This window comes from Nitrosomonas sp. (assembly GCF_043753625.1).
Lineage (GTDB): Bacteria > Pseudomonadota > Gammaproteobacteria > Burkholderiales > Nitrosomonadaceae > Nitrosomonas.
Map to the genome: position 1 here is coordinate 1 of NZ_JAYUWI010000131.1, position 20,969 is coordinate 20,969.

The 20,969-nt window shown below is 47.4% G+C and carries 19 protein-coding genes and 1 pseudogene; 9 read left to right on the forward strand and 11 right to left on the reverse strand.

All coding sequences use genetic code 11. The features are described 5' to 3' along the window. Positions 1-190: 190 nt before the first annotated feature. From ACH10T_RS10930 to ACH10T_RS10950, 5 genes are all read right to left on the reverse strand, one after another. Positions 191-1,477 (reverse strand): alpha/beta fold hydrolase, encoded by a 1,287-nt coding sequence (locus ACH10T_RS10930; RefSeq protein WP_394809309.1) that lies wholly within the window; start codon positions 1,475-1,477, stop codon positions 191-193. Between the two features lie 186 nt (positions 1,478-1,663). Next, positions 1,664-2,011 carry a DNA-binding protein gene (locus tag ACH10T_RS10935; protein WP_394809310.1) on the reverse strand — a complete coding sequence of 116 codons (348 nt, stop codon included), beginning with the start codon at positions 2,009-2,011 and terminating at the stop codon, positions 1,664-1,666. Continuing rightward, on the reverse strand, positions 1,992-2,324 hold the full coding sequence (locus ACH10T_RS10940) for a DUF6516 family protein (RefSeq protein WP_394809311.1): 333 nt from the start codon (positions 2,322-2,324) through the stop codon (positions 1,992-1,994). Before ACH10T_RS10940 ends, ACH10T_RS10935 begins: the two co-directional genes overlap by 20 nt. Before the next feature lie 91 nt (positions 2,325-2,415). Continuing rightward, the gene (locus ACH10T_RS10945) at positions 2,416-3,315 is read right to left on the reverse strand and encodes a hypothetical protein (RefSeq protein ID WP_394809312.1); all 900 of its coding nucleotides are present in this window, start codon (positions 3,313-3,315) and stop codon (positions 2,416-2,418) included. Positions 3,316-3,372: 57 nt separating this feature from the next. Continuing rightward, positions 3,373-3,495 (reverse strand): DUF2442 domain-containing protein, encoded by a 123-nt coding sequence (locus ACH10T_RS10950; protein ID WP_394809313.1) that lies wholly within the window; start codon positions 3,493-3,495, stop codon positions 3,373-3,375. Positions 3,496-3,706: 211 nt separating this feature from the next. Here ACH10T_RS10950 and ACH10T_RS10955 point away from each other — a divergent pair, with 211 nt between their 5' ends. The 4 genes from ACH10T_RS10955 to ACH10T_RS10970 all read left to right on the forward strand — a co-directional run bounded on the left by ACH10T_RS10955 (position 3,707) and on the right by ACH10T_RS10970 (position 8,480). After that, a complete protein-coding gene (locus tag ACH10T_RS10955; RefSeq protein ID WP_394809314.1) occupies positions 3,707-5,824 on the forward strand; it encodes a TonB-dependent receptor family protein in 2,118 nt (705 codons plus the stop codon). A 102-nt stretch (positions 5,825-5,926) separates the two neighbouring features. Then, positions 5,927-6,433: a cupin domain-containing protein gene (locus ACH10T_RS10960; protein ID WP_394809315.1), complete on the forward strand. Its 507-nt coding sequence runs from the start codon at positions 5,927-5,929 to the stop codon at positions 6,431-6,433. Between the two features lie 63 nt (positions 6,434-6,496). Then, positions 6,497-7,309, forward strand: coding sequence for an aldolase/citrate lyase family protein (locus ACH10T_RS10965; RefSeq protein ID WP_394809316.1), 813 nt, complete (start codon positions 6,497-6,499; stop codon positions 7,307-7,309). A gap of 46 nt (positions 7,310-7,355) precedes the next feature. Then, the gene (locus ACH10T_RS10970; RefSeq protein ID WP_394809317.1) at positions 7,356-8,480 is read left to right on the forward strand and encodes a hypothetical protein; all 1,125 of its coding nucleotides are present in this window, start codon (positions 7,356-7,358) and stop codon (positions 8,478-8,480) included. A 154-nt stretch (positions 8,481-8,634) separates the two neighbouring features. On the opposite strand, the gene ACH10T_RS10975 is transcribed toward ACH10T_RS10970, so the two are convergent. The 3 genes from ACH10T_RS10975 to ACH10T_RS10985 all read right to left on the reverse strand — a co-directional run bounded on the left by ACH10T_RS10975 (position 8,635) and on the right by ACH10T_RS10985 (position 10,898). Beyond that, on the reverse strand, positions 8,635-9,630 hold the full coding sequence (locus tag ACH10T_RS10975; RefSeq protein ID WP_394809318.1) for an arsenic resistance protein: 996 nt from the start codon (positions 9,628-9,630) through the stop codon (positions 8,635-8,637). A gap of 124 nt (positions 9,631-9,754) precedes the next feature. After that, positions 9,755-10,228, reverse strand: coding sequence for a hypothetical protein (locus tag ACH10T_RS10980; RefSeq protein WP_394809319.1), 474 nt, complete (start codon positions 10,226-10,228; stop codon positions 9,755-9,757). A gap of 82 nt (positions 10,229-10,310) precedes the next feature. Then, positions 10,311-10,898 (reverse strand): hypothetical protein, encoded by a 588-nt coding sequence (locus tag ACH10T_RS10985; protein ID WP_394809320.1) that lies wholly within the window; start codon positions 10,896-10,898, stop codon positions 10,311-10,313. Between the two features lie 532 nt (positions 10,899-11,430). Between ACH10T_RS10985 and ACH10T_RS10990 the strand changes: the two genes are divergently transcribed. From ACH10T_RS10990 to ppk1, 3 genes are all read left to right on the forward strand, one after another. After that, positions 11,431-12,429 carry a 2-hydroxyacid dehydrogenase gene (locus tag ACH10T_RS10990; protein ID WP_394809321.1) on the forward strand — a complete coding sequence of 333 codons (999 nt, stop codon included), beginning with the start codon at positions 11,431-11,433 and terminating at the stop codon, positions 12,427-12,429. A 167-nt stretch (positions 12,430-12,596) separates the two neighbouring features. Then, positions 12,597-13,721: a PQQ-dependent sugar dehydrogenase gene (locus ACH10T_RS10995; RefSeq protein ID WP_394809322.1), complete on the forward strand. Its 1,125-nt coding sequence runs from the start codon at positions 12,597-12,599 to the stop codon at positions 13,719-13,721. Positions 13,722-13,845: 124 nt separating this feature from the next. Then, positions 13,846-15,921 carry a polyphosphate kinase 1 gene (gene ppk1, locus ACH10T_RS11000; RefSeq protein ID WP_394809323.1) on the forward strand — a complete coding sequence of 692 codons (2,076 nt, stop codon included), beginning with the start codon at positions 13,846-13,848 and terminating at the stop codon, positions 15,919-15,921. Here the strand turns inward: ppk1 and ppx are convergent. Further along, the gene (gene ppx / locus ACH10T_RS11005; protein WP_394809324.1) at positions 15,918-17,414 is read right to left on the reverse strand and encodes an exopolyphosphatase; all 1,497 of its coding nucleotides are present in this window, start codon (positions 17,412-17,414) and stop codon (positions 15,918-15,920) included. The two genes, ppk1 and ppx, sit on opposite strands and share 4 nt — an antisense overlap. A gap of 46 nt (positions 17,415-17,460) precedes the next feature. On the opposite strand from ppx, the gene sixA reads away from it, so the two are divergent. Further along, positions 17,461-17,985 (forward strand): phosphohistidine phosphatase SixA, encoded by a 525-nt coding sequence (sixA, locus tag ACH10T_RS11010; protein ID WP_394809325.1) that lies wholly within the window; start codon positions 17,461-17,463, stop codon positions 17,983-17,985. A 117-nt stretch (positions 17,986-18,102) separates the two neighbouring features. Here the strand turns inward: sixA and ACH10T_RS11015 are convergent, their stop codons facing one another. Continuing rightward, positions 18,103-18,528: a helix-hairpin-helix domain-containing protein gene (locus ACH10T_RS11015; RefSeq protein WP_394809326.1), complete on the reverse strand. Its 426-nt coding sequence runs from the start codon at positions 18,526-18,528 to the stop codon at positions 18,103-18,105. Between the two features lie 572 nt (positions 18,529-19,100). Here ACH10T_RS11015 and ACH10T_RS11020 point away from each other — a divergent pair. Beyond that, positions 19,101-19,490 carry a hypothetical protein gene (locus ACH10T_RS11020; RefSeq protein WP_394809327.1) on the forward strand — a complete coding sequence of 130 codons (390 nt, stop codon included), beginning with the start codon at positions 19,101-19,103 and terminating at the stop codon, positions 19,488-19,490. Between the two features lie 121 nt (positions 19,491-19,611). Here the strand turns inward: ACH10T_RS11020 and ACH10T_RS11025 are convergent. Beyond that, a pseudogene (locus tag ACH10T_RS11025) lies at positions 19,612-20,955 on the reverse strand (porin). Positions 20,956-20,969: the final 14 nt, after the last annotated feature.

Genomic DNA, 20,969 nt, shown 5'->3' on the forward strand with positions numbered 1-20,969 from the left:
TCCATCTTGAAACACTCCCTCTACGTCTGTTCGTCGCCGCAGCCACTATCAGGCCTCGCCCGGCACGTTGGCTTCGGCAAGCTGAAGAATCTTTCTAATAGCTGCATTTGTAGTCACAAGCATGTGACAAAACTCACATTGAATCGTCCTAAGGAAACACTGACTTATTCAAGCATATCGGTTTGAGTTTCTAAAGAGTGCGTAACCGATGATCCATCCATTTTTCAATTTTCATCAGAAGCTCAGTGCGTGCAGGTTCTTTTAAAAACAGATGTTGGTGATAATGCAGATTGGGCAGTGCCAAGACTGCGTTATCAGAATAATTCTTCAATGTAGCGCGAGAAAAATCCTCATTGCCCCAGGCTGGTGTAATCGGATCATGTTCCGAATAAACCAGATAATAGGGTATTGTGAATTGATCCATTTTACGGCGAAAGCGCACAACCTCTTCTTCAATACCTTTCACGTACCGCAACAAGCTGCGGCGGACGATCCAATTATCAGCGCGTAAGTGCGCTTTCTCCGCTTCACTATCGGTCAGATAATCCGTTACCCAACCCGGCGAAATAGGCGTCAGAAAGCTACGCAAGCCCGGCCAGGAAAATACTTCAAACATGCCATCTAATAGTGGCACAGTTATCAATGAGAACAACTGATTGAATATCAACAGCGGCAAAGGCTCATTCTGGGGGTACAGAAAATGCGTCTCGGCATAAAAAGACAGTTTGATCAACGGATTTTCCACCCAACCACGCCATCCGGGCGGTTCACTGACAGCAAACGCCGGTGCCAGAAAAACAATACCCCGCACGCGCTTGGCCGGATCATCTTCATTCCGAACTTGCATCAAATAAGAAGCGGCAACCAGAGCACCTAAGCTGTGCGAAACAATAAACACAGGCCGCTTCGAATCACTCTGTGCATCGCACAGCGTGATCGTCTGTTTGAGCGCCAAATCCAGAGTCCTGCGTAGCGGTTCCAGATCATGCAACAATGATTGCGCGAGGAAAGCGTCGCCAACTTCCTGTTTGCCTGCACCTTCCGCAAGTGATTGATCCGCCTGTTGCAGTACCGGATTGGACAGACCATGCGCATAAAAATCGAACCCTGCAACAAAAAACTGCCGGGCAAAATAATGCGCCACTTCGCCATAACGCCCGATATGTTCATTCATACCGTGAACCAGCAATACGCAGGCTGGCGCTTTAGCGGGCTCTGGCGGAACAAGCGTCCGCAGGATCAGCGGTACATTACCACCCGATTGAGAAATACTGCTTTCATCCCCCCAGCGAGGATAAGGTTCACTGACAAATTTCTGATGCACACAGCCGGATAACACCACCAACATCAGAAACAGGCTTATCAGAATTCTCGCCCTGCCAAATAAGCGAGCACCATTTAGCGGCACATATCGCCCTCGTGGCTCGGTCGGTAACTGCTCATAAAAAGGAAATATCTGATGGAAGGCCAGTATCATCATTAAGGTGCAAATCGACTTGTTCCCATGAATTAACAGTTTCGGGTTTGCTTCAAGATCGGCTCTTAGCCGCAGGTGAAATTTCCACAGCTTTGAGTGCCATTGCAACGCTATCGTTGATCAATTCAACAAGATGAATTCTAGTTAGGCGCATTGTTTGGCTACTTCCCTGTGCCAATACTAAAACTAAGCTGCTCGCAACAGGAATTCGATCTTCACGGCCTCATAAGGAAACTCAATCGCACCCTCTTTAGTGCGATCGAGCAGACCCGCCTCAAGAAGCGCGACAACATCTCCGTGCACACCTTTAACGTCACGTTCTACACGCCGCGCAACCTCTCGAATTGAAATTGGACCCGCACCGCAAAGCGCTTTCAAAAGCTCCCAACGTTTTGCGGTCAACACTTTCCACAGTAATTCTGGTGATGCAAAACTGATTCGATCCGATTTTTGTTGCTTATTCGAATTCCAGGCTTGGGCAAAGTCAGCCATCGCTTCCTTTGGATCTCGAACGTCAAGAATCACTGTTTTCATAATTCCACCTCTCGATATCATGTTGAAAATCTACCAATAACTTTTCTGGGGTAGAGAACGTGTACTCGGATTCCTTCTCACCCCAATGCCGATGATCGCCTTTCCCTGCCTCGTTATCATACCGAAGAACACATTCCCCATTAACCACATAGGCAAGACGGTACTTAAAAGTATGTTCAGATTCTGCCAACGGCTGGGTAAGTCGCCAAAGCACGAGCTCGGCGAATTTGTTCTCAGCCAATACTATGCGCTGTCGAAGTAGTTCGATAGATTTCATGTTGGCAGTTATACCAACACCCAATACTGTTGTCAATTACCCCAACGCCAGCGTACTACGTGAACTGCGAATGCTCGCAGATATAAGCGAATGGGCTGTCAAACACGCTGATCGCGATCAATACGTATCAGTACTTGAAGATCGTTGTGCCATCCGCTAACCGGCCGCTCGGTTGCTGGCAATGTATTTCTCGTCCCATTACCGTCTTATAAGCAAATTGCGGCCGCTGTTGCCAGGTTAGCAACCATTTCTCGCTGATCAAATGGGAACTGTGATTCAACCCTTCGGCAAATTCAGGGCGAACAACAAGATGTGGATCCCGTTCGTAGTGAGCCTGCCGAACCATGGACGGCACCTGATCCGGAGATTCACCCCCCCCTTGCCTATCACTGAGCAATGGTAACTGCTCTAGAATAGCCCGATAAAATGCTCGCCGTTTCCAGTAATGCACATGAATGCCATCCGGCCCAAACCAAACCGGCTCCTGCTCATATAACGTAAAATTCCGGCGCGATGCCATATCAATCAATCCTTGATACACGGCTCGAACACGGCTCACGGTTTCACTTCGGGGGAATCGGCAGAACGGATAAAAAATATTGCGATAGAATGTGTAACGCCGCTCGGACAGATCTTCAATCGAAGCCATCGGCAAGTTATTCACCACAACCCGCACAGACTGTTTCTGCAACTGCTCAATGCACCAACCCACCGATCGCAAAATCTGCTCAGGGGGCGATCCGAACAAAATATCATTGCCAATATCCGTCAACAATGCAACCGCCGGACATGGTTCGGCCGTAGCAAGCTGCGGCCATAATCCACTCGCAGCAATCCCCGGCAACCCACGCAGTAGAACTTGATTAGCCAATCCATACGCACGCCCATGTCCGACAGCCACCAAAATCTCGCTCGGCCCGCCAAACCGCTGCTGCATCAGATGGGTAACTAAGCGTAGGGATAACGCCAGATTACTGGCACCTAGCAGGATAATGCGATTTTTGGAGGTTTCGCGATAACTAACCACTATGTTGAATTAAGAGGTTCATCCATTCTCTCTGGTATTGATTTTATTATTGATTTTTTATTTCAACGGAAACCTTTCCGGGTGCTCGATGGATTCGATCGTAAGATCCACGTCGATATCCGGCCAATAAAAATGACCGGGCGATTGTTCTTTAACACGAATAATCGACCAATCAACCACCCGAAGTCAAATAGATTTGAATTTTCATTATTTGATACACTACTCAATGACCCATCAGATTTTTACATGGATTTTCCGATTAAATCCAACTCATCATAATTGATTCACCGCTTCATTTCGTATTATCAGCACGATAACTTTCATCACATCAAAACTCAAGCACAGTGATCCGGTAATTTAACGTTGATGGGCGGAATGGTACACTTGCTCCATGTTTTTCATTCCTACTGCACATTCTTTTTTAGGTTGTTTTTCCCGGTTACGCTGGATTATTCGGCATTTAATCGCCCTGACCGGTTCCATTGCCATTACATTCTCCGCCTGGGCACAAAAACCTGAAACACCGAAACCCGTCACTCTTGATTCCATCAACATCACCGCTACCCGCAGCGAACGCGCACCAGCGCAGATTCCGAACAGCATCACGCAAATCACGCGCAATCCGCAACATAACTACCAACCCGGCGCAACATTGGATGAGTTCGCGCACGGCACGCCAGGGGTTTTCTTTCAGAATCAGTTTAACTTCACCCAGGATGTGCGCATCGCGATTCGCGGGTTTGGCGCGCGCTCGCCGTTTGGGGTGCGCGGCATTCAGATGCGCGTCGACGGCATTCCGGCCACGTTGCCGGATGGGCAAACGCAGTTGGATTCGATTGATCCTTCGTTGATCGAGCGTATGGATATTGTGCGTGGGCCTTCCGCTGCGCTGTACGGCAATGCATCCGGCGGCATGATCGACATCACCACACGCGAAGCACCGCCGGAAAAGCTTGTCGTCATGCCGCGCCAGGTGTTTGGTCAGTATGGTTACCTGAAATCGGAATTATTCATGGGCGGGCGGCAAGGGAATTTCGGTTACAGTTTGTATGGTTCCCATACACAACAAGATGGCTGGCGCGACCACAGCGCGATGCAAAATACGTTTTCACAAGCCAAACTAAATTTCAAAACGAGCGACGATTCGGACTTGATGCTGGTGTTCCGCGAATTTTATTCACCGCTGTCGAAAGATCCTGGTGCTCTGACCAGCGCAGAAGCACAGGCCAATCCCCGGCAAGCTTCGGCGCGCAACGTGCAGTACAACGCCGGTGAGGAAATCCGGCAGGAGGAAATGGGCGCGCGTTTCCGTCACAGACCGTCTGCTGGCAAAGAATTCAGCATAACCACACATCTGCTGCATCGTGATTTTCAAAGCCGTCAGGCGTTTTTCGACGGTGGGCAGGTGCAGTTTGATCGTTGGGTAGGCGGACTGATGGTACAGTTTGTTAACGATCACATTTTATTTAACCGGCCTAACCGTTTTCTGGCGGGTGTGGATTACGGCATACAAAACGATGACCGCCAGCGCTTTAACAACAATTTCGGTGTGCGCAGCGCATTGAATCTGAGTCAGATCGAGCGCGTGCAAAGCACCGGGCCGTTTTTCCGCAACGAATGGAATATCAAAGACAAACTGGATCTGGTCATTGGTGGCCGGTGGGATTGGCTGAATTATCAAGTCAAGGATCAATTCAGAACCGATGGCAACCAATCCGGCTCCAGAACGGTGTCGCAAGCCAGTGGCTCGGCCGGGCTGGTGTATCACCTGACCGATCAGCAGCAGATTTATACGCATGTCGCTTCCGTGTTTGAAGCACCGACCACGACCGAGCTGCTCAACAACCCCGCCGGAAGAGGCGGATTCAACCCCAATCTGAATGCACAAACCTCGCTCAGCAACGAACTCGGCTTTCGCGGCAACACGGCTGGATTTCAATACGACACGGCAATATTTTTTATCCGCACTTGGGATGAGATTACGCCGTTTGAATTGCCCTCCTCACCGGGCCGGGCGTTTTTCCGCAACGCCGGGCAATCGCGCCGGATCGGCGTGGAAACACGTCTCGCTACGCCGGAATGGAAAGGACTGCGTGGGGAAGTCAGCTACACGTATTCGGATTTTGAATTCGAGAAATATGTGGTCAACGATGTTAGTCTGAAAGGCAATAGCTTTCCCGGCATTCCCGCACATCGCTGGGAAGGATTAGTGCGCTATTCGCACCCGTTCGGTTTCTTCGGGCAAGTCCATGTGCATCGTGTCGGTGAGTTTTACGTCAATGACGTCAATACCGCCACCAATCCGGCTTATAACCTCGGGCAGTTATTGGCAGGCTGGGAACTGAAACGCAATGGAATCGAAGGCTCTGTATTTATTGGTATTAACAACTTGTTTGATTCACAATATAATGCAAATACTCGTATCAATGCAGCTCTAGGTCGCTACTATGAACCCGGCCCACCGCTTAACGTGTTTGGTGGAATACGTTTTCGCATTGTGGCGTTTTGAGATACATTGCACATAGAGATAACTAGAAAATGCGAATTAAACTATGATGCTCATTTCTCTAATTATTGATGTTCCCTAACCTATTAAAGAGAATGAATAATAATGCTGAAAGATGCGAAAAAAGACAAACAAACAGCCACCGCGGATGGTAAGCTCACGCGTACTCTTCTTGACGGTATAGCACCCAAAGAGACATCCAACATCATTACAAGTAATGGCATCACAACCGAGATCTACCGGCCGGAGTGGCCGATTGGCCCTGATCAGATACGCCATATCATTCATGCCACTCTGCGCGCCAAAGCTATCAGTGCGTGGCACGTGCATGAATATCAGACGGATACTATTTTCGTAACCAACGGATCGATCAAACTTGTGTTGTATGATGACCGCCCTGAATCGACTACGCGCGGTGATGTCAATGTCTTTCTTCTAAGTCGTCTGCGACCTACATTAATCACTATTCCACCGGGAATCTGGCATGGCTTGCAGAATATGGAGAACTCCGACAGTAGCTTCATTAATTACTTTGATCGCCCCTATGCCTATGAAGATCCAGATGAGTGGCGATTGCCATTAAATACCGACAAGATTCCTTACCGGTTCTAATATTTAAAGCTCTGGTCATAGCTTGCCGATAATTCTGATAATTTTCAAATTGGGGCAAGTCTGATGAACTATGGCAATGATTTTATTCTGACATTATTTACCAATGATCCAGATCTAGCGCAAGCTGGAGATGCTGCAGGCATCAATCGGATTGGCCTCGATCTGGAGAGAATTGGTAAAGAAAATCGCCAAGATTCCAGTAAAGCATGGATTTCAAATCATCAGCTGCAAGAACTCCCAACTATCCGAGACAAATTAACACATGCTGCATTATTCACGCGCACCAATCCAATACACGCTGGCTCCCGTGATGAAATCAATTATTTGATCGATCAAGGCGTCAGTGTTCTAATGTTGCCCATGTTTCGCACTGTGAAAGAAGCTGCTACCTTTATTGAGCTTGTGCAAGGCCGCGCACTTGTTTCCCTACTTGTCGAAACAGCAGCTGCTGCAATGCGATTGCAGGAAATTACCAAACTTCCGGGTATTGATGAAATCCACTTCGGGCTGAATGACCTTTATCTGGACATGAAACTATCCAATCATTTCGAAGTGCTTACCTCCGGCCTTCTGGACATGCTTGCAGATATCGTACTAAGCAAAGAAATACCATTTGGTTTTGCGGGTATCGGACGGGTTAACGATAGCCGTTTGCCGATACCGGGAGATTTGATATACGCTCAATATCCTCGTCTAGGGGCAACACGAGCATTGGTCGCACGGGTATTTTATACTCCGGATTTTCGCGCACTCAATCTTACCCATGAAATCAGTGCTGCACGTGCAGCACTCGATCAATGGTATCAAGCTGGCTCTGACAAGCAGGCTGCCGCCCTGTTGTCTCTACGGGAAAAAGTAACCGAATGGACTGTATGAACAATACTTCCCCATTCCCTGCTTTACTTCAGATGAATTACTCGACATGACCAAGCCTCATCTTACTTTCTACGATACCTCAAGAGCTTATTATGCCGGCTATTATCTGCATGGCTTTAAGGAACTGGAAAGCGACGACAAACTGCAAGTCAATGTTACTCACATACTCCCAATGCGTTTAAAACCGGCTATTCAGAATACCAGTTGGCAGCACTTATTATTTACAATGGCTCTTTTTAAGCTTCGGCAGGGTGATAACGACTGGTACTTTTGTATCGATACGCACGATGCCAACTCTGTAAATGCTAAAAACTATTCCGGCGGATATCACCTGCCACTATTGCAATGCGTGGATGTCTATTTTAAGGTTAACTATAATCCAGATGAAATCGCGCGTAACCCTGCACTGAAAGTATTTCACGAGAAAATTCGCAACATATCTCAATTCTTCCCGCTACGGTTAAAATCATTCTTGACTCTTAGCCGCAAATTGGTACTTCCTTCCGTTTGGTTCGGATTTAAACCAGGTTTAGGTTACAGTCAACTTTATGATAGCCACTTAGCTGATGCAAAATGGCGTCTGCGTGATCATAAAAATTTCCAGCCACTCGAAAAAATCCTCGCACATCGCACGGTTCATAAGGATATCGATATTTTCTTTGTAACCAGTTTTCGCAAGGTCCCTCCGCATGAAGTGGTCATGGAGCATCGCTACAAAATCATAAAAAAACTTGCATGCATACCCACACTCAATAAAGTAATCGGTTTCACAAATCATGAGTCACTGCCAGAAAAATATGCGGCAGTATTTCATCCGTACCTTAGTCAAGCAGAATATCTCGAAAAACTGGCACGTACTAAAGTCGTTATTTACACACAAGGCATTTCCGGCTGCATTTCATCCAAGTTTGGCTTAGCCATGGCGCTCGGTGTCGCGGTCATTGGCGAACCATTAATGAACAATCCGGAATTACTAGTCACTTACCCCCATCTGAAAGAACAATTTTCTTTTACAAATCCGGATGAAATAGTGGAGCATGCGATCCATCTTGCAACACATCCAGAGAAAGCACGCGAATTGGGCGCTCTCAATGCAGTCATGTTTGATAACCAGCTTGCACCCCGCCCTACAGCAGAATACGTATTGCGTACGCTATCGGCAATCCCCTGATGACATGTGTGAAGCTACTTTCCGAGCCATGATTCTAGGGCAGATCTTTGGAATCAGATGATTGATATTGGATTAAATTTAGGGTGCTTCTAAAAATTCAAAGTTCTAAACAAAACAAGGCGCAAGCAAAAAAGTATTGTGACGAAATTTGGACTTATTCGTTAGACCCCGAGCGCTCCATTGGGCTTTCGTTTGGTTGCGGGAAGAGTTTTTTTGGCACCCACCACAGGTAAACCACCATCCCGAGAAGCTCAACCAACGACTGAAAAACTATCGCGACTACAGCCAGATCGTATGAAGGCGGCAATGCAAGAGCAAGTGGCAGCACCACAAAAGAATTTCTTGTGCCCAAGCTAAATGCCAATACGCGACCCTGCGAGGTAGGCAACCCAAAAAAATGGGCGAGCGCACGCGCTGACAGTCCCGCAATGACTAGAAAACCGACAAAGACTAAAAGCAACTGACCAAGGATACCGAAAGACGCAGTGACTAGATTCACTTGTGTCGCTGCAATAATGAAAACCACCAAACCAAGAAACGGTACAGGTAGCCAAGCCAAATTATCGAGCAATTCTACCTTGCCAGGTGTTTTCTCCACCCACTTTTCCGTAATGAAAGCCCCCATCAGTGGCAACACAATGAGGCCGGCAAACGCTGCAATCATTTCTTGCCGCGCCACAGTGACCACGAAGGTTTCTCCGAGGAATAGCCAGAGATAAAACGGCAGAAAGGCGATTTGAAGGAGCAGACTGATTGGAGAGAATGCGATGGCATACTTCGTATCACCACCACCCAAGTGAGTGAACGTGACAAACCAGTCGGTACACGGCACGAGCAGAACTAGCAGAATACCAAGCCGAATTGCCGGATCGATTGGCAGGAAATACATGGTGCCCCAGACGAGCGCTGGTATCAGCAGAAAATTGCCGATAACTGCTGATTTTAAGAAACGGGTATCGGATATTGCTTGTCGCAGATGCACCAACGGTACTTGCGTAAAAGTTGTATAGAGAAGCAGGGCAAGGATGGGCCAGAGTAGCGTATCAAATATGCCTACCCAGCCCGGCAGAAGAATACCGACAGTCAAACCGCAACCGATAGCCGTGAGGTAGACGAGAACCTGAAATTTTTCAAGAGTCTGGCGCGTCAACGAATGCATCTTCCTCTAGTCATGAGTGGTCCAACGTTTGAGGTAACTGGCCAGCGGAGCGCGCAGCACATGGAGGGAACCTTCGAGCGCAGCTTGCAGGCGGGGCCCGGTTGACCGAGAGGCCTCAGGCCTTGGCAGCAAGGCACTCGGCGACCGTTTGAACCGCAGAATAGACCAACCTGTTCTGCTGCGCAAACCACTCGGTAGTCATCCTCTCGTTTATCGTGACACAGACTCTGCCAGATAATGGCTTGGAGAACTTAAGAATGTGAACAGGGAATTCGTTTATGGAGCCAAGAACGCAGCCATGCATGAGGGTATTCCGAACTTCAACCACGCGTTGATCGATCGTAGGTGCTTCATCACTTACGGCCACCTCATTGAACCGATCTACTAGCTCACTGAGATAAGCAAACGAGGTGAAGTCGCTCTCAGGTAGCTCTGATCCAGCAGGTAGATTCAACAAATCGGTGCTGTATACTTCGTGCACAACTCTCGCGCCAGGTCTGTTCATTAGAAAAACACGCAAAGACATCTCAAGCACATGGATGTTTCCCAGAAGCTTGCCAAGGGAGAGGACATGTTCGTCGGACGTCATCTAAGGCCTAAAGTTTGACTTAAGCGGACCGCCGAAGGCGGGGTCCGCTTGAAGGAATGGTTAGACCTAGCTGGACGAACACTCATACGATCAGAGGCGAGTAGTAGAGACTTTCATCTAGACGCATCAGCGCCGATGGCGGATCTAGCTGGCCATTAGCGTCCTTTGGGGCAAGCAAGACTTCTGGCGGGACGGCCAGAACGCGTGAATACAGGTGGAACGTAAGAAGCAAAAGTGCTCCAAGCGCGTCCAGCGAGTTCTTGAGGGTGGCCTCTTGAAAATAGGCGTCTCGCTCGTGCTTGACGTTGTTGTAGCTGCGCCACCAAACAGGATTGTCTGTCCCCGCCCAGTTTAACCAGGGTTTGAACGACAGTCCATAGCGAGATACGAAGACTTCAGCTGTCGGGAGGTCGGGGATGGCCGACAGAAGCACCGCCTTGTATTCGTTGATGTTTCCGCGTGGCATCGCAGGCGCGACCCGCTCGCTAAGGAGCTTGGCAACGATGTCGACTTCAGAGGCGGCCGCGAACAGAAGATGCGCTAGCTCTATTGAATAGACGCTGAAGTTCGGTTCGCAGAACTCTATGTAGCGCGAAACAACATCGAGATCTCGTTCTAACGCTAGAAAGTAGTTCCAGTGAAGCTTTCCTGACGCTGCGTGAATGCCCAAGGTGATTCTCTCTAGAGACCTAACTACAATTAGACGTCCGAAATGACGTAATATAATACGTCACAAAGAAATTTAATACTCTAGTGTTCATGTCATTCCCTATGTTTTAAGCTAATTGACCGATTTGGCTGTCATCATATCAGACTTAGTTAGATCCACAGTCTCTTCCAATATAAAATGAACGTAGTAATCGGCCTTCGGCCGCGATGCGGCGAGACGTGAGGTAAAGTGGAAACCACGATGGCGAAGACCGAACAGTCACTGGAGCATCAACGTCAAACCAAAGGGATCTAGAATCAAGAATTCTTGTTCTTTATTCTTGCGCAGAACAACCCAATCGTTGTTGGATGCAATTAATAGCGCATGACCAACAAGGCGGATTCATTCTTCCAGTATTTTTCATTATTTAACAAAAAGTTAAATTGCAATATTGTTCGCTCTATTTTTTATTATGGTAATCCTGTTGGAAAATTAGAGTTAGAATAGATTTGCCTTGGCCATAACCCACCGGATTGCAAGAAGGAAATCTAATATGATTGACGCCGCACTTTACGACGCGAAGCCTTATGACCGCGAATACTTCGACCGTGCCTTGGGCCACGAGCGCATTGCTTGGCAGTTTCATGAATTCCGCCTCAGTGCGCAAACCGCTGCCACCGCCGACGGGATGCGCGTGGTGTGCATCTTTGTAAACGACCACGTCGATCGCGCCTGTATCGCCGGACTTGCTAAAGGCGGCGTAAAACTCATTGCACTGCGCTGTGCCGGGTTCAACAACGTCGACCTTAAGACTGCTCAGGAATTCGGCATCGCGGTAGTACGCGTACCGGCCTATTCGCCCCACGCCGTCGCGGAACACGCCATCGGCTTGCTACTTACTCTCAACCGCCACATCCACCGCGCCTATAACCGCGTCCGTGAGCACAACTTTTCACTCAATGGACTGGTCGGCTTCGATCTTGCCGGTAAGACCGTGGGCATTATTGGTACGGGCAAGATCGGTCGCATCACCGCCCAGATCTTTCGCGGCTTCGATTGCCGCGTCATCGCCCACGATCTCATTCCGACCGCAGATTGGGCCGCCCAGCATGGCATTGAATACACTTCCCTGACCGCTTTACTGCAAAACAGCGACATCATTTCCCTACATCTCCCGCTTACCCCGGAGACCTTCCATTTCTTCCATCGCGACACTATCCAGCAGATGAAACACGGCGCCTATCTCATCAACACCAGCCGCGGCAAGCTCATCGACACTACCGCGCTTCTCGATGCGCTCAAAACAGGTCACCTCGGCGGCGTCGCTCTTGATGTCTACGAGGAAGAAGAAGGTGTTTTCTTTGAAGACCATTCCGAACATCTGTTGCAAGACGACGAACTCAACCTCCTGCTCACCTTTCCCAATGTACTCATCACCTCGCACCAGGCATTTCTCACGCGAGAAGCCCTCGGTGAAATCGCACGCGTTACCACCGAAAACATCCTTCGGCTGGATGCCGAGCAGCCACCACTGGACGGGACGGCACTTTAAGTAAGAAGTCATAATATAAGCAGGGGCGTTCCAGCATCGACTTGTCACTGCGTGGCCTTGTGGCATTTCATCAAATAAAGAGGAGATGCTTAACAAGTATTGAGACCAGCCAACAGGAATGATACATTGACACGCATTGTTCTATGATCTGTGGGAAGGAAAATCAAATGATCCATACGCTCTCGGTTTTAAAGTTTCTTGTACTAATAACGCTATGCAGCAGCTATTTCTTTCCATTCTTTGCACAAGCCCAGCGCATTCAAACAGAATTTGAGGTTCGATTAATTGCCAGTGGATTGCAATTTCCCTGGGGTATGGCCTTTATGCCGGATGGCAATGTATTGGTAACCGAAAAAATTGGCCAATTGCGCATTATCACGCCGGATGGGCGTGTGTCGGAACCCATTAAAGGTGTGCCCACTGTTTTTTTCCAGCAGCAAGGCGGCTTGCTGGATGTTGCGTTGGATCCGGAATTTTCCAAAAACCGCCTGATTTATTTGTCTTATGCTGAACCGGAAGGATCAAAAGCCGGTACTGCGGTTGCCAGAGCCGAGCTGAAGAATGGCGCTCTGGAAAATTTGCAAGTGATTTTCCGCCAGTTGCCAAAAACGGAAGGCCCGGTGCATTTTGGTTCACGCCTAGCCTTTGCACCTGATGGCAACCTTTTCATCACCTTGGGCGACCGCGGCGATTACATGGAAGAAGCGCAGAATTTGAGCAACCATATCGGCAAAATAGTCCGTATCCGCCCCGATGGTTCAGTGCCCGCCGATAATCCTTTCGTCAATAATCCACAAGCCAAGCCGGAAATCTGGTCGTACGGTCATCGCAGTGTGCAAGGGGCTGCGATCCATCCCCAAACCGGCGCGTTGTGGATTCATGAACATGGCCCCAAGGGTGGCGATGAGATCAATATTCCGCAGCCCGGCAAAAATTACGGCTGGCCCAAGGCCAACTACGGCTCGCATTACAGTGGTGTGCCGATCAAAGATGAACATACCGAACAAGGTTTTGAAGAGCCCATTTATTACTGGACGCCCTCGATCGCCCCCTCCGGGATGGTGTTCTATACCGACAAACTGTTTCCGGGGTGGCGTGGCAGCCTGTTTACCGGCACCTTGGCGGGCCGGCAATTAGTCCGCTTGACAATCGCCGATAAAAAAATTATCGGCGAAGAGCGGTTATTAACCAATACGCTACGCTTCCGCGATGTGGAACAAGGCCCGGATGGCGCGTTATATTTATTGACGGACGAAGAAAACGGCAAGCTGTTGAAGCTGACACCCAAGTAAAGGCTCAATCCCGAGCAAACTAGGCTAGAATGCAGCTTGTTTTATATTTCCCTGTTGATCGCTCTTAAGCGGAAATTGACCGGCCCGCAACAAATACCAATTTTTCTGAGCACAGTTACCATTGATGGATACCATTGACCTCAAAAATCCTACGCTTTATATCAATCGCGAGCTGAGTCTGCTGGAATTTAACCGGCGCGTTATCGAACAAGCCAAGGATGACAGCTTGCCGCTGCTGGAAAGGCTTCGTTTTTTATGCATTGCCAGCACCAATTTGGATGAGTTCTTCGAAATCCGCGTCGCCGGTTTGAAACAACAAGTCAAATACAGCTCTGTGCAAACGGGGGCAGACAATCTGTCACCGGCAGAAGTACTGGCACGCGTCAGTGAAACAGCACATTTGTTTGTGGAAGAGCAATACAGCGTATGGAATGACATGATCATACCCGCGCTGGCCAAGGATAAAATACGATTGCTGCGCCGCACGCAGTGGAAACCCTTGCTCAGCCGCTGGGTGCATCGCTACTTCAAGGATGAAGTTTTACCTGTGCTCAGCCCGATTGGTTTGGATCCTGCGCACCCTTTCCCCAAAGTTTTGAACAAAAATCTCTATTTCATTATATCGCTGGAGGGAAAAGACGCCTTTGGGCGTGATTCAGGGCTGGCCATTGTGCAAGCACCGCGTTCATTGCCCAGGATTGTTCAGATTCCGCCAAAATATAGTGGCGGGAATCATGATTTTGTCATGTTGTCATCGATCATTCATGCGCATGTGAGTGATCTGTTTCCTGGCATGAATGCAACCGGTTGCTATCAATTCAAAGTGACTCGTGATAGTGATTTGTTTATCGATGATGAAGAAATTGACGATCTGCTGCGCGCCCTTGAAGGTGAATTGCCTTCGCGGCGATTCAGTGATGCCGTGCGCCTGGAAGTTGCAGATAATTGCCCGGACAATCTCAGCAGCTTCTTGTTACAAAAATTCGGATTACAACCAAGCGATCTGTATCAGGTCGCAGGGCCTGTCAATCTGGGGCGCTTGCTCACGATTTGTGATTTGGTTGATCGCCCCGAATTAAAATTTACTGGATTCACACCAGACATACCCAAGCGTTTGCTCAAAAATACCAATATTTTTGATGCGCTGCACAATGGCGACATCTTGCTGCATCATCCATTTCAATCGTTTGCGCCGGTTATCGATTTTCTGCGGCAGGCTGCAGCTGATCCCAATGTACTATCAATCAAGCAGACGCTTTACCGTACCGGCATTGATTCAGCAGTCGTTGAAATATTAAAAATTGCAGCGCGTGCCGGCAAGGAAGTCACTGTGGTAATTGAGTTGCGGGCACGATTCGACGAAGAAGCCAATATCGAACTGGCCAGTGAATTACAGCAGGCTGGGGCGCATGTGGTATATGGCGTAGTGAATTATAAAACCCATGCCAAAATGATCCTGGTCGTCAGACGGGAAAGCCGCACCTTGCGCCGCTATGTCCATTTGGGAACGGGTAACTATCATGCGCGAACTGCGCGCTTATATACTGACTACGGTCTACTGACTTGTGACAAAGCGATCGGAGAAGATGTAAACAAAATGTTTCATCAGCTAACGGGCCTGGGCCGGGCGGGTAAATTGAAAAAGCTTTTACAATCACCTTTCACACTACACAAGGGCATACTCAACTATATCGAGAAAGAAATCAGCGCTGTGAATGCAGGAAAAAAAGGCTGGATTATTGCCAAAATGAATGCACTGGTTGACCCAGAAATCATCGCCGCACTATATAAGGCTTCGCAGGCCGGCGTCAAAATCGATCTGATCATCCGCGGCGTTTGCTGCTTGCGCCCAGGAATCAAGGGTATTTCGGAAAATATTAATGTACGTTCCATCGTAGGCCGCTTTCTGGAACATACCCGCGTTTATTATTTCCATAACAGCGGTGAAGAATTGGTATTTTGCTCCAGTGCTGACTGGATGACGCGCAATTTACATTACCGGGTGGAAGTGTGTTTCCCAATCGAAGAAAAACGCACCAGTGACACCGTAATTAAATATGGATTATTAAGTTATCTCTCGGACAACACGCAAGCCTGGGTACTGCAAAGTGATGGTTCGTATAAACGTTTAAAACCAGGAGCTGCTAAACCCCGTTCGGCACAACATCTGCTGCTGGAGCATTATTGCGATTTGTCTTAATTGACTATCAATTTAATATCAGCAACCTGTAAAAAATCTTGCTCAGTACCTAAATCAACGAGTGTTAAAGGATGTTTATCCAGCCAGTCTGGCGGAAAATCCAGATTAATTCTGTTTTTGTTCACATTGATACGTATTTTTGGAAGATTGCTATTGGATCGGCTTCTGTGCAGAACGACAGCTAATCTCAGCAAAACACAAAGCCTCATAATCGAAACCCTTCTAGACGGGGTTATGGGCTCGAATTCTTCCAGTGGAAACTTCCTGCGATGACTTCGAACCAGCATTGCCAGCTTGATTTGCTCTTGGCGGGAAAAGCCTGCCAGATCCGAATTAGCCGTTAAATAGGCGCCATGCCGGTGATACTGGTTATGCGCGACCGACAGACCGATTTCGTGAATAAGCGCCCCCCACACTAGTAATTTCAGGTCCATTTTCTCATCCAATTCCCAATCAAATCTAACCTGATGAAAAAAGTTCTCAGCCGTCGCCCTCACTCGATCCGCCTGCTCCATATCAACACTGTATCTTTGCGCGACAACCATAATAGTTTTGTCTCGGATATCCTCATCGTGTACCCGGCCAATCAGGTCATACAACAAACCTTCGCGCAACGCACCTTCCGATATAGCCATCTTATCCAGATTCAGGGCTTCAAAAACCCCGCACAATATCGCCACACCACTGGCGAATACAGGTTTTCTGCGTTCGGATAAACCTTCAAAGTTGATCAATGCGCTGTCGCCAATAGCAGTGAGTGATTCAGTTAGCCGTGTCAGTGCCGAGGCTGTGATTCCCGTATCACACCAGCCTTGCGCTTGTACCACATCCCGTATGGTCATAATGGTTCCGGAAGATCCCAGCGCATGGTCCCAACCCATTTTCTTATAGGTCGTTTCGATCGACTCCAGTTCCTGCATCGCAAACAATACTGCCTTACGCATTTTCTTGGCTTTTATCTTGCCATCCTCGAAAAAGCGCTGCTGCACATTGACGCATCCCATATACAGGCTATCGGTATAGTACGTATCAAACCCACAGCCAATGATTACTTCCGTACTGCCCCCGCCGATATCAACAACCAGACGCTTATTGACTTCATCGTATAAGCTGTGCGCAACACCGGAATAGATAAGCCTGGCTTCTTCGCGCCCCGCGATGATCTCGATCGGATGACCCAGCGCGCTATAGGCTTGCGACAAAAAATCCCCGCCATTTCGTGCCTGACGCAGTGTATTGGTCCCCACAGCGCGAACATTCATGTGAGGAATATCCCGGATGCGCTGTCCAAATCGCTGCAAGCACTCAAGCGCCTGCTGCATGGATTCTTCCGACAACTCCTGCTTGTTATTTAATCCTGCTGCCAACCTGACCATCTCTTTCATACGATCGATGATTTGTAGGCGTCCATCCACCAAATTAGCAACAATCATGTGAAAACTGTTTGAGCCTAAATCAACAGCGGCGTAGGATTCGTCCATGGTTGGTGTCATAGAAATGTTAATATGTGAGTCAACAAAGGAATTTTATAACAGATTCATGCAAGAACATCAGCTGATCATCATGCGGCATGCAAAATCAGACTGGTCTGAAGTAGATAGGTCTGATTTCGATCGGCCTTTGACAGCTCGCGGGAGAAAAGCTGCGAAACTTATGAGCAACTGGCTGAAGCAGAAGCAATATCCCATAGACCGAATCATTTGTTCACCTGCTTTGCGCGCAAAACAAACCTGCCAATTGGTATCAAAGGAACTGGGCATACCCCAGAATAGTATTCTTTGGGAAACCGGGATTTATGAGGCATCATTGAACAACTTGCGCTCCCTTGTCAATCAACACAGCGAAGGAATTCATACGTTACTAATCATTGGTCATAATCCAGGGCTTGATCAATTACTCTGTTATCTATCCAAAGACCCGCCACCTGTCAGCAGCTCCGGCAAGCTTCTGACTACCGCCGCGATCGCCATACTTGATTACGGCAATGCCGCCATTTCGGCAAATCCACTTCAGGCGCAGTTGCAATACTTGATCAGACCCAAAGATTTATCAAAATTCCAGTAAGCTTTCAAAAAAAGGCTTATTTGCCTGAATCAAAAAAATAAAAAATACCCAAAACTTGATAAGTATTTCAGTTTAGTTACTTATCTTCTCATCATTCCATCAGCATACTTGTTTTAGCTATGACTTCTTTTTGTTTTTGTTTTTATCTTTATCTTTCTTTTTGTTCTTATCCTTCTTTTTCTTATCTTTTTTTTCTTCTTTCTTGTCGTCCTTTTTTTTCTTTTTCTTGTCCATGTCCTTCACTTCATCTGCCTCAACCTGATTAACAGGCTGCTTAGCCACAGTCTTTTTAATCGCAACTTTTTTAACGGTTGTCTGTACCTTATTGGCTGGCGTGCTTAATTCCTTGGTCACCTTACTCCGCAAACAATCCGCCGCTGCTTTCTTGACTGCACGTGCGCGTATATCACCACTCATCCCCGGTATTTTCTGCAATTCTGCCAGACTGATTGAAGCTAGCGCTTCGACTGTTTTGATATTGTGTTCAGATAGCAGTTTGACTGTGGCGGGACCAATTCCAGTAACATCAGTTAATTTAGCCATGACTAGATTCCTGTTTGCTTGAAAAGCCCATTATATCCGTCTGCCAATTTAATACAACGTACTACAGATCGGTCTTGGTTTTATCAACACGCTAGATCTATATCCTAATGGATATTTTATAAATTACATCAAATTCGGTATCGTAGACAGGGCTTCCGCCAAAGCCAACGAGCTAGACAGAAAATCATTCGCTGTAATGCTATGCTCGGCATCTAAGTCAATGACGAGATCAGTCCCAGTTCAGGCTACATTCGTATTCACGCATTCTCGAAGTGGCACAAATGATTGCGGATTGATCCGATGTTGAGAAAATCAATCATCAGAACATTTCATAAGCGATCCAGTATCTCAGGATAGATTTCTTTGAGCCCATCTTTAACACCGAAATTGCTGGAAAAATACCATTTCGATGATCTGCGAGGCACACCCACAATCCGTTCATCTAATATCATGTAATAAAAACAATCTAATGGATTCCCTTAGCCAAAAACCAGAGTTTCCCCAATAGTCATTCAGTGTTGCCTTCGTTAAGATGGCAACACTGAATTTTTTATTTTATGGAGGAAATTACAATGAAAGCACTGAAATTAAAAGTTATCGCTTCTTTGCTGTTTGGTCTTTCTGCGTCAGCAGTACTCGCCGAAGCGCCCGCAGTTCCCAGCAATATTAATCCAGACGATCATGCAGCAGTGGCAAATTATTATGAAAGTTTGGCAAAAACAGTATCTGAGAAATTGGAAGCCTCTCAGCACGAACTGGACAAATATGAAGCGCATCCTTATACCTATGGCAGACAAGGTCAGGATCTTAATTCACATCTGCATGCCAATATTCGCGAATACAAGGAGGAATTAGCTGAGGATTTGGAGCAAGTGGAATTGCACAAGAAAATGTCAGCGACAGATCAAGATAGACAATTCAATAAAGCGAAAATTAAGTTGGATGAATCAGCAATACAGTAATACCTTGTCATTTTGATAATGCCCTTGCAATCTAAGTCTTCATCGCTATTTTTTGATACCTCCAGCTTTAGCTGGAGGTTTTTTTGATGATGTGATCTGTTGTCACAGACACAAAGCAGAATTAGAACGGTAGCAAGAAATCAAGAGAAAACAGAATTTGATCTTTATGATCAGCAAATGGTCGATAGGCTGCCGAACGGTAAGCATCTACTCTGTCGTAGCGAATGTTTGGACGTATACTCAATTTCTGCAAGAATTTTGCTTTGAGTTTTAAGGATCTCGCCGCTTTCCAATTTAATCCGACAGTTACATCATAATAATCAGCAGGCGTGATGGTTACATCGCTGAGACTCCCTGCATAACTCACTGCCGTGCCATTCACCATATTGGTGGCTGCGGCTATCCGGAAAGGTGATGGATTCCGGAAGCCATCCTGGTCACGGTACCATTCGGCGCGCGCGCCGATCGATACATTCTCGGTCAAATCATAGTATAAATGTGCAATAACGCTGATCCACTCGGCATCTTGTGTGACATTGGAGTTCTTCAGATTATTTAGCAACACGCCCCCGGCATGACCATAGACATGATGAAAAACTAAAAGAGTTTTGGGTGTTAGCCTGTGTTGCAGAACTATGTTGTAAAAAGCCCAGGTTTCAGCACTACGCGTGGAGGTCTTACCATAAGTACCGGAGAAGTGAAATGAGGTCGCCTAATTATCACTGGTCCAGGTAAAACCGGCAATTCCAGCCCAGTTACCCAATTGTTTATCCCAACCCCCATCCCAGCCCCCATTGGTGCTACCGGTAATCGGGCCTCCCAGAATTAGCCAGTTCTTGTTGATAGTGTAATTTGCCAGCATGCCTGTATGCGTGAACGGCTCTCCGACATTCAATGTGTATGCACGGGTATAAAAAAAATTGTCCGGTGCAGGAACCGTCTCAAAACCAGTCGGAGTATAGAAATGTCCCCATTTAACATTGAGGCCATTGCCAACGGGAACGTAAGTTTCCAGGTAGGCTTGTGGCAGCGCGATTCCATAGGTTCGTGAGGAATCGCAACAAAGATTCAAATCCCAATTGCTTCTCTTGAGGGGTTCTCCGGAGTTGACATCAAAAGTTGGAACACCAAATGCTTGCGTAAAGATGGCATCCGTTCCAAACATAAAATCAAAACGCCCGCCAAAATCCCATACTTTTCCTTCTGATGCAACAGAGCGCCGCACAAACAGATTGAGTTGATTTAATTGGAATCGATTCGCCTGGTCAGAAAAAATGACCGGGCCATTAAAACCATTTGTCTGGCTAGGATTGAGGGTTGCCCCACCGTGAACCCAGCCGCCTAATTCTATTCTGCTATCCTTCACAAACTCCTTGAGCTTACTGGCCTGACTAGCAATGGGATAAATAGTGAGAAATAGAGCGCTACACGTTATGGCGCATAACAATCTTGATGTGAACTTCATTTTCTAAATGCGAC

What these genes read in the sequence shown, in the direction of transcription:
- ACH10T_RS10930 (WP_394809309.1), bottom strand. Translation starts at nt 1,477, where the DNA reads ATGATACTGGCCTTCCATCAGATATTTCCTTTTTATGAGCAGTTACCG.
- ACH10T_RS10935 (WP_394809310.1), bottom strand. Translation starts at nt 2,011, where the DNA reads ATGAAAACAGTGATTCTTGACGTTCGAGATCCAAAGGAAGCGATGGCT.
- ACH10T_RS10955 (WP_394809314.1), top strand. Translation starts at nt 3,707, where the DNA reads ATGTTTTTCATTCCTACTGCACATTCTTTTTTAGGTTGTTTTTCCCGG.
- ACH10T_RS10960 (WP_394809315.1), top strand. Translation starts at nt 5,927, where the DNA reads ATGCTGAAAGATGCGAAAAAAGACAAACAAACAGCCACCGCGGATGGT.
- ACH10T_RS10965 (WP_394809316.1), top strand. Translation starts at nt 6,497, where the DNA reads ATGAACTATGGCAATGATTTTATTCTGACATTATTTACCAATGATCCA.
- ACH10T_RS10970 (WP_394809317.1), top strand. Translation starts at nt 7,356, where the DNA reads ATGACCAAGCCTCATCTTACTTTCTACGATACCTCAAGAGCTTATTAT.
- ACH10T_RS10980 (WP_394809319.1), bottom strand. Translation starts at nt 10,228, where the DNA reads ATGACGTCCGACGAACATGTCCTCTCCCTTGGCAAGCTTCTGGGAAAC.
- ACH10T_RS10990 (WP_394809321.1), top strand. Translation starts at nt 11,431, where the DNA reads ATGATTGACGCCGCACTTTACGACGCGAAGCCTTATGACCGCGAATAC.
- ACH10T_RS10995 (WP_394809322.1), top strand. Translation starts at nt 12,597, where the DNA reads ATGATCCATACGCTCTCGGTTTTAAAGTTTCTTGTACTAATAACGCTA.
- ppk1 (WP_394809323.1), top strand. Translation starts at nt 13,846, where the DNA reads ATGGATACCATTGACCTCAAAAATCCTACGCTTTATATCAATCGCGAG.
- ppx (WP_394809324.1), bottom strand. Translation starts at nt 17,414, where the DNA reads ATGACACCAACCATGGACGAATCCTACGCCGCTGTTGATTTAGGCTCA.
- sixA (WP_394809325.1), top strand. Translation starts at nt 17,461, where the DNA reads ATGCAAGAACATCAGCTGATCATCATGCGGCATGCAAAATCAGACTGG.
- ACH10T_RS11015 (WP_394809326.1), bottom strand. Translation starts at nt 18,528, where the DNA reads ATGGCTAAATTAACTGATGTTACTGGAATTGGTCCCGCCACAGTCAAA.
- ACH10T_RS11020 (WP_394809327.1), top strand. Translation starts at nt 19,101, where the DNA reads ATGAAAGCACTGAAATTAAAAGTTATCGCTTCTTTGCTGTTTGGTCTT.